The 8217-nt window shown below is 46.0% G+C and carries 6 protein-coding genes; all 6 read left to right on the forward strand.

Going from position 1 to position 8217, the window contains the following annotated elements:
• Positions 1-168 precede the first annotated feature (168 nt).
• The 6 genes from prmC (at position 169) to P5674_RS05385 (ending at position 8050) form a co-directional block, all read left to right on the forward strand.
• Positions 169-1101 (forward strand): peptide chain release factor N(5)-glutamine methyltransferase, encoded by a 933-nt coding sequence (prmC, locus tag P5674_RS05360; protein WP_014274899.1) that lies wholly within the window; start codon positions 169-171, stop codon positions 1099-1101.
• A 19-nt stretch (positions 1102-1120) separates the two neighbouring features.
• Positions 1121-1489 (forward strand): metal-sensing transcriptional repressor, encoded by a 369-nt coding sequence (locus P5674_RS05365; protein ID WP_315669847.1) that lies wholly within the window; start codon positions 1121-1123, stop codon positions 1487-1489.
• On the forward strand, positions 1486-2157 hold the full coding sequence (locus P5674_RS05370; RefSeq protein WP_014274900.1) for a hypothetical protein: 672 nt from the start codon (positions 1486-1488) through the stop codon (positions 2155-2157). The genes P5674_RS05365 and P5674_RS05370 overlap by 4 nt, the downstream gene beginning before the upstream one ends.
• Positions 2158-2329: 172 nt before the next feature.
• The gene (locus P5674_RS05375; protein ID WP_315669848.1) at positions 2330-3877 is read left to right on the forward strand and encodes an efflux RND transporter periplasmic adaptor subunit; all 1548 of its coding nucleotides are present in this window, start codon (positions 2330-2332) and stop codon (positions 3875-3877) included.
• Between the two features lie 180 nt (positions 3878-4057).
• A complete protein-coding gene (locus tag P5674_RS05380; protein ID WP_014274902.1) occupies positions 4058-7381 on the forward strand; it encodes an efflux RND transporter permease subunit in 3324 nt (1107 codons plus the stop codon).
• A gap of 30 nt (positions 7382-7411) precedes the next feature.
• On the forward strand, positions 7412-8050 hold the full coding sequence (locus P5674_RS05385) for a GUN4 domain-containing protein (protein WP_014274903.1): 639 nt from the start codon (positions 7412-7414) through the stop codon (positions 8048-8050).
• Positions 8051-8217 lie beyond the last annotated feature (167 nt).

Genomic DNA, 8217 nt, shown 5'->3' on the forward strand with positions numbered 1-8217 from the left:
GGGAATTGATGGTAAAATTCCCCCCATATCATCAGCCTACAGCCTGTTCAGAAATCATCTGATCACCTCTCAAGGTCCCTCTCCCTCTCTGGGATCGAGATTTAGGGTGAGGGCAATGTATTAAGCGACTGGTGAACAAGCTGTAAGCAGGTTTTCAGGTGGTGCGAAATGGTGGAAACAGGGGAAAGTTACTATATATCTGGTGAGGAACTGCGACAGTGGCAAAAACAGGCGAAAATTGATGCGATCGCCGCCGAAATTTCAGCCATAGAATTAGATCAGTTTCTGGAAGCACTCACCGATCTGACTCACCTGGATATTAGATTAGACTCCTTTGGCGATCGCCCTAGTATTCAACTAAATCAGCCCTGGTCAGCAATTGTCAAACTCTGGGAACGTCGCATCACCGAACGAGTCCCTCTACAATACCTATTAGGTGTAGTTCACTGGCGAAATTTTGCCCTAAAGGTCTCTCCTGCAGTTCTCATCCCTCGTCCAGAGACAGAATTAATCATCGATATAGCAGTTTCTTATCACGCCGCCTCATCAGAAGCTATTAACTCTATCTGTCAGCCGGGGTCAGGAAATTGGGTAGATCTGGGAACAGGTAGTGGTGCGATCGCCCTAGGGTTAGCATCCGTATTCCCCCAAGCCATGATTCATGCTGTCGATTGCAGTTGGTCAGCTTTAGCGATCGCTCTGGAAAATGCCCAAAGTCTCGGTTATCAAAATCGGGTAAAATTTTACCAGGGGTCTTGGTGGGCTCCCCTCCATAGCCTGAAAGGCAAGGTCAGCGGTATGGTGGCAAATCCGCCCTATATTCCTAGCCAGGAGCTGCCTAACCTGCAACCGGAGGTTGTCTATCACGAACCCCATCAAGCACTCGATGGCGGCGAATCTGGCTTAGATTGCATTCATCATTTAGTACAAACAGCACCCCAATTTTTGCAACCTGGGGGTATTTGGATCGTAGAAATGATGGCCGGACAAGGCCAAGCCGTTACATCTATGTTAGAATCAGCAGGGTGTTATCGGGATATTAAAATCCTCCCAGACCTGGCTGGTATTGATAGATTTGCGATCGCTTATGTACAATGGTAGTTTATTGGCACAGGGTTAAATGATCGGATCAGATTCAGACCGGATTCCTAGCGTATCTGTTAGCGATCGCCATCATGGGGACGCTTCTAATCATAGTCATAGTCATCCCCATCCCCATGTCCATAGTGATGAATCACTCAGACGTATTATCAATCGACTCTCTCGCATTGAAGGACATATTCGCGGTGTCAAAAATATGGTCCAAGAAAGTCGGCCTTGTCCCGATGTACTCGTGCAAATTGCCGCCGTTAGGGGGGCTCTCGATCGCGTCGCTAGAATTATCCTAGATGAACATTTAACCGAATGTATAGCCAGGGCTGCTAAAGAAGGTAATATTGATGTGGAAATTGAGGAACTAAAAGCCGCTTTAGACAGATTTATACCATGATTGTATCTAGCCAAAAATCTCTCGGAATTTCTCAAATCGCCTTAACCATGGTCTGGTTTACCTTGGTGATTTATGCCTTTTTCTTAGCGCCGCCAGACCAGCCAGAAATTACTTTTAATTTGATTAAAAACCTGACTGTAGGGAATTGGGAGGGGATTAATCCCCTGATTATCTCCCTGTTTAATCTCATGGGAATTTGGCCGTTAATTTACTGCTGTGTGATTTTTGCCGATGGTCAAGGTCAAAAAATCCCCGCGTGGCTTTTTGCGATCGCATCTTTTGCCGTCGGTGCTTTCGCCATTTTACCCTATTTGGTGTGGCGAAAACCTAACCCCGAATTTTCTGGGGTTCCCAATCTCTTCATCCGCATTTGGGATAGCAAATTCACAGCTTTAGTCTTAATGTTAGGGGCGATCGTCCTAGTTTTTTATGGTATCACTCAGGGAGATTGGCGTGACTTTATCTATCAATGGCAAAATAGCCGTTTTATTCACGTTATGAGCCTCGACTTCTGTTTATTATCAGTATTATTTCCCGCCTTATTAGGGGATGATATCGCGCGGCGCGGCAACCAGGCTGCGACTTGGTTATGGTTGGTGACACTCATTCCCCTATTCGGACCTTTACTATATCTCTGTGTGCGCTCTCCCCTGTGCGATCGTCTTTGAGTCACCATCCGTAGTTTTCATCAAAGCCTCATTAATTCAGTTAGAAAACCGCAAGAATCCGCAGGCAGTAGTGTAAAATCTCAATAATAGGTATCAGGGTCAACCCAAGAGTTAGGCTAAAATTCACCTCCAAACCTGATACAATCTCCTCATCAAATTGCGGGATCGTCCTATGAACAAAACACTATGGAAAACTAGCGCATCTCTACCGCTGCTATTATTATTTGTACTCATCAATGCTTGTTCAGCAGAACCTCAAGCCATTGGTCGCCCACCCGTCCCCGTCAAGATAGAAAACGTAGATACTACCGATGTTCAATCCAGCAGCGAATATAATGCCAGGGTTGAAGGTATCGAAAACTCTATCATCAGACCCCGAGTTAGTGGATTAGTAAAAGAAGTATATGTGCGCTTAGGTGATCAGGTAACTGTAGGAGATCCGATAATTCAAATTGATGGTTCCCAACAGTTAGCCAACTTTGAAGGTACGATCGCCACAGTACAAGCCAGACAAGCTCAATTAATTGGTGCCGAAGCCCAATTAGAATCCCTCAGAGCCGACTTAACCAGAACCAGAGCCGAACTATCATTTCAATCCCAAGGAGCCAATTTACAGCGTTCCGAACGGGAGTTAGAGGCTCAGATGGAAGAACAGGAAAGACTAGAATTTGAACTACAAAATGCCCAAGACAACCTAGAAGGAGCCCGTCGCGAATTAGATAGACGCGAAGCAGTGCGACAACAGCGACAGGCTACCTACGAGCGCTACGAGAGATTATGGCAGGAAGGGGTAGTTTCCAGTGACCTATATGATGAAAAACTGCGGGACAGACAAACCAGCGAGGCTGAGGTAGCTAATCAAGAACAACAAGTTCTCGCCGCCACCGCCAGAGTCCAATCCGCTAGGATGAATTTATCTCGTCAAGGGCGCACCATTGAAGCAGCTAGGGCGAGTGTGGAAAGTTCCCGCCGAGATCTAGAACGCCAAATTGCTACCCTAGAGGCTCAAATAGCCAGCCAGGAGAAAGCTATTGAAGCCCAGCAAGCACAGATAGCCCTCATAGGTAGAGAAATCCAAGGGGCTCGGTCTGGGGCTGTCGCTCAACAAGTACAGTTAGATTATTATAGTGTGGTGGCTCCTATTTCCGGCATTGTTGGTAATGTGCCGATTAAAGTAGGAGATTTGGTCGACAGCCAAACTACTGTTACCACTATCCGCCAAAATCAGAACCTAGAGGTTAACATCAATATCCCCATTTCCTTATTACCTCAATTGAGGGTGGGAATACCTGTGCAGCTAATTAGCCAAGAAACTGGGGAAGTCATTGGAAACACCAGCATATCCTATATTGCTCCTGACGCAGGAAGTGGCACTCAGACCATTTTGGCTAAAGCTATTTACCCCAATACTAACAATGAACTCCGCACCGATCAAGTTGTCCGAGCTAGGGTAATTTGGCAACAAGAAGCCGGGGTTACGGTTCCCACTAATGCCGTCACCCGCATTGGTGCCCAGAGTTTTGTGTTTTTGGCACAGCAACAGGCTACCCCCTCTGGGGAAACCATTTTAGTGGCTAGACAAGCTCCTGTGCAACTGGGAAGCATTCAAGGACAGAGTTTTGAGGTGCTTTCTGGGGTGCAAGCAGGCGATCGCGTTATTACCGAAGGTATACTACAATTGCGAGATGGAACCCCGATACTAGATACCACTAGCCAATAATTCAGCCATAATAACCAGAAAATTGCCATAATCGAGTATTATCAACTTTCATGTCAGGGAGAGTTGGCTTGGTTTATGACTGATAACATTGATAATCAGGCTACTTTCCCCCCTCGCTCTAAATTAAGTTCCTTATCTCGATCGCTATCCTTAACCAACACCTAATATATATGATTTTATATGCTGTTATTTGTTAGCAACTTCATCAAACGCCCCGTTCTCACCACAGTTTGCTCAATTCTAATTGTATTGGTAGGCGTTATATCTATTCCGCTGCTACCTATTTCTCAACTACCACAACTGGCTAACACTCAAATCAACGTAACCGCCGTCAATATTGGTGCTGATGCCGAAACCACAGAAACCACTGTGACGAGCATCTTAGAACGGGAAATCAACGGCGTTGATAACATGAGATATATCTCATCAAACACCGCTAATAATGGGGTTGCTAATGTCTCTGTAGCCTTCCCTGTCAACGTTGATCGAGATATTGCCCAGGTTAACGTTAACAATAGAGTATCTCAGGCAGCATCAAGTTTACCTGATGTCGTTCAACAGGTCGGTATCACCGTCGAAGCATCTTCACCCAGTATCCTGTTGGTACTGGGATTTTATTCAGATACTGATCAAAATAACCAGCCGATTTATGACGATGTTTTTATCAGTAACTTCCTAGATTTAAATGTTCTTGATGAAATTACCCGCGCTCCTGGCGTGGGGAGTGTAACCATTTTGGGGGAACGTAGATATGCCATGCGTATTTGGCTAAACCCTCAAAAAATGGCAGCTAGAGGATTAGTTGCTCAAGATGTAGTCGCCGCCTTACGACAGCAAAATATTCAGGTCGGCGCTGGTAAAATTGGTCAGGCTCCCACCCCCCCGGATCAAAGATTTGAGATCCCCTTGCGGGCTCAGGGTCGCCTTCGAGATGTCTCCGAATTTGAGGAATTGGTGGTCGCAGTCGGAAACGATGGCACTCTGATTAGAATTACAGATGTAGGTCGGGTAGAGTTAGGTGCACAGGACTACAACCTTGACGCAACCTATAACAATCAAGCCGCCGTGGGGATGGCTGTTTACCAAAGACCCGGTAGTAATGCCTTGGAAACAGCCGAGGCGGTCAAGTCAAAGATGCAAGAGTTGAGTGCATCTTTCCCCCCAGGGGTTAGATATGCCATTCCCTATGATACAACTCTATTTGTGCAAGCCTCCCTACAGGAAGTGGTGATCACCCTCCTGCAAACTATTACCCTGGTAATTTTGGTAATTTTTGTGTTTTTGCAGGATTGGCGCACAACCCTGATTCCTACTATTGCTATCCCGGTGGCACTCATTGGCTCAATGGCAGGTCTCAAGGTGATGGGGTTTGAACTCAATACCCTAACACTTTTTGGCTGTACATTGGCGGCGGGTTTGGTGGTTGATGATGCGATCGTTATTGTCGAAGCAGTTTCTAGTAAAATTGCCCAGGGCATGAAGCCACGACAAGCCGCCTTAGACGCAATGGAAGAACTCACTGGCGCTACCATATCCACTTCCTTAGTATTGCTGGCTGTATTTATTCCCGTTGCCTTTTTCCCCGGAACTACTGGAATCATCTTTCAGCAGTTCTCCCTAACCATTACTTTTGCGATTATCTGTTCCACATTTAACGCCCTCAGCTTCTCTCCGACTATGGCTGGGGTGCTATTGCGTCCGGCTAAGAAAACTAAAGGACCTTTAGGATGGTTTTTTGAGAAATTTAACCAAGGTTTTGGCTTCATACAAAATCAATATGCCAAGTTGATTCGGTTTCTGGTGCGGATTAATACCCTGGTGATGGGGATTTTTATCGGTGGTTTGGTGCTGACTGTCCTGATGTATGGCTGGGTACCTACTGGATTTGTTCCTCAAGAAGACCAAGGCTTCTTTTTGGTAATTCTACAGGGTCCTGATGGTGTATCTCTTAACTACACCGCTGATGCTGCTGAGGAAATTACCGATCTGATCTTAGAAGAACCAGAAGTTGAATCAGTATTCGCGGCGGCGGGGTTTGGTTTTGATGGTCTTAATCCCTCCCAGGGGGTGATGTTTGTTCAGCTAAAGCCTTGGAGTGAAAGACCTACCCCGGAACAGTCGGTTTATGGGGTTCTCGGTCGCATTAATCGCTCTTTGAGAGGGGTTACAGCAGTACAGGCTTTTGCGGTTAATGCTGCTCCGGTTCCTGGTATGGGTAGCACTGGGGGGGTGGAAATCCAGATTCAAGACCGCAGTGGTAATCTACCCATTTCTGCTTTGGTAGACAATGGTAATCGCTTACTAGCTGAGTTGAACTCTGATAAATATCCGGCTGTGGGTAGGGCTTTTAGCCAGTTTTCTGCTTCTAAGGGTCAGAAAAATATCCAGGTACTACGCGATCGCGCTCTGGCTCTCAATGTCAATATCAGTGATATTTTTAGCACCCTACAGATTTATTTTGGCTCCCTATATGTAAATGATTTCGTCCTCGGACAACGACAATACCGGGTTGTGGCTCAAGCAGAATCAGAGTTTAGGGCTGATCCTTCTGATATCAACCGCCTATCAGTGCGATCGCTTGATGGGAACTTAATTACTTTGGAAAACTTGGTTAAGTTTGAAGAAATAGTCGGGCCCGAAATTATCACCCGCTTTAATCTTTATCGATCTATGAGAATTCAGGCTGACCCCGCTCCGGGTTTCAGTTCTGGACAGGTCATTGCAGCTATTGAACAAGCCGCCGCCGAGACCCTTGACCCATCTTTCGGCTATGCTTGGCAAGGAAGCGCTTTAGAGGAAAAAGCTGCTGGCGGTGCGGCGATCGTCATCTTTGGACTCGGATTTGTCATTGCCTTCTTAGTGCTGTCCGCACAGTATGAAAGCTACATTGACCCCCTCATTATTATGTTAGCCGTCCCTCTCGCCGTTTTGGGCGCTTTGGCTGCCATTTGGTTCCGTTCTAATGTCTTGATGGCTGGGGGAATTTGGCCTGTAGTTAACAATGATGTTTATGCTCAGGTCGCTCTCGTTATGTTGATTGGTTTGGCTTCTAAAAACTCCATTCTCATTGTCGAGTTTGCCAACCAACTACGAGACAAGGGACTTAGTATTAATAAAGCAGCAGCATTAGCCGCAGAGCAGCGCTTCCGACCTATTCAAATGACCGCGATCTCCTCCTTAGTCGGATTCTGGCCTCTAGTAATTGCCTCCGGTGCCGGTGCGTCTAGTCGTTGGTCTTTGGGAACTGCTATTTTTGGCGGAATGTTAGTCGGAACTCTATTGAGTCTGTTGATTACTCCTAACCTCTATATCGCTATTAAAAACCTTGAGGCTCGTTTCCTCAAAGCTGAGAAGTCTCAACCTTCTGACGGTTCTGGGTCTAATGGTTCTGGGTCTAATGGTTCTGGGTCTAATGGTTCTGGGCCTAATGGTTCTCAAGCCAATGGACATCAACAACCTTCCCAACCAAGTCAATCCTTAGATCATACCCTTACCGAAAATTAGCACCTAGATGACAAAACTATCACACTGATTATGTCTGAAGATACACAGGAATTTGAATCTACCGATCTACCTTCTGCAGATCCTACCCCTTCCCTAAATCCACCTCTCGAAAACCCGGAAACTTCCCATGCTCCGGTTAGTTCCTCCTCCCTGGAGGAAAGAGTTACTAAATTGGAGGATACTTTAGCCCAGATTTTGTCTTTGCTTAGTGATAAATACCGTTACGGACGCTTACAGAATTTGCTGGCTGAGGGAAATTGGCGAGAAGCAGATTTAGAGACTACTAAGGTGATGTTGGAAATTGCTACCCAGGCTCATCATGATGATTTGAAACCTGATGATGTCATGATTTTTCCCTGTAGCGCCCTACATCTTATCGATAGCCTCTGGGTCAAGTATAGCAATAATCGCTTTGGCTTTAGCGTTCAACGACAAATTTATACCGAGTTGGGGGGAGGTGATGATATCTCTAATATTGACTTAGATTTACTCACTCAAGTCAGCGATCGCTTAGGGTGGCGCGAAGACCATAAATGGTTAGACTATCAAGACCTTAACTTTACTATATCTGCCCCCCCTGGATGTCATCCTTCTAACTGGTGGCGATCGGCTTATGGTGCTAAAATGGCAGTCTATTTCCTCGCCAGATTGATGCGCTGTGGCGTTTAATCCCCCGCTTCTGGTGCTTTTAGTGCGTCAGCTATCTATATTCCCGTCAATATTAGATTTTATCCTTCTGACGCACCCTACCATCAAAATCTCTTCTGGTGCGTCAGTCACTTATCTATATTCCCGTCAATATTAGATTTTATCCTTCTGACGCACCCTACCATCAA

Source organism: Limnospira sp. PMC 289.06, from assembly GCF_032350395.1.
Lineage (GTDB): Bacteria > Cyanobacteriota > Cyanobacteriia > Cyanobacteriales > Microcoleaceae > Limnospira > Limnospira platensis.

Bases quoted from the DNA above. Each gene is read 5' to 3' on its own strand.
- prmC (WP_014274899.1), top strand. From the start codon at position 169: ATGGTGGAAACAGGGGAAAGTTACTATATATCTGGTGAGGAACTGCGA.
- P5674_RS05365 (WP_315669847.1), top strand. From the start codon at position 1,121: ATGATCGGATCAGATTCAGACCGGATTCCTAGCGTATCTGTTAGCGAT.
- P5674_RS05370 (WP_014274900.1), top strand. From the start codon at position 1,486: ATGATTGTATCTAGCCAAAAATCTCTCGGAATTTCTCAAATCGCCTTA.
- P5674_RS05375 (WP_315669848.1), top strand. From the start codon at position 2,330: ATGAACAAAACACTATGGAAAACTAGCGCATCTCTACCGCTGCTATTA.
- P5674_RS05380 (WP_014274902.1), top strand. From the start codon at position 4,058: ATGCTGTTATTTGTTAGCAACTTCATCAAACGCCCCGTTCTCACCACA.
- P5674_RS05385 (WP_014274903.1), top strand. From the start codon at position 7,412: ATGTCTGAAGATACACAGGAATTTGAATCTACCGATCTACCTTCTGCA.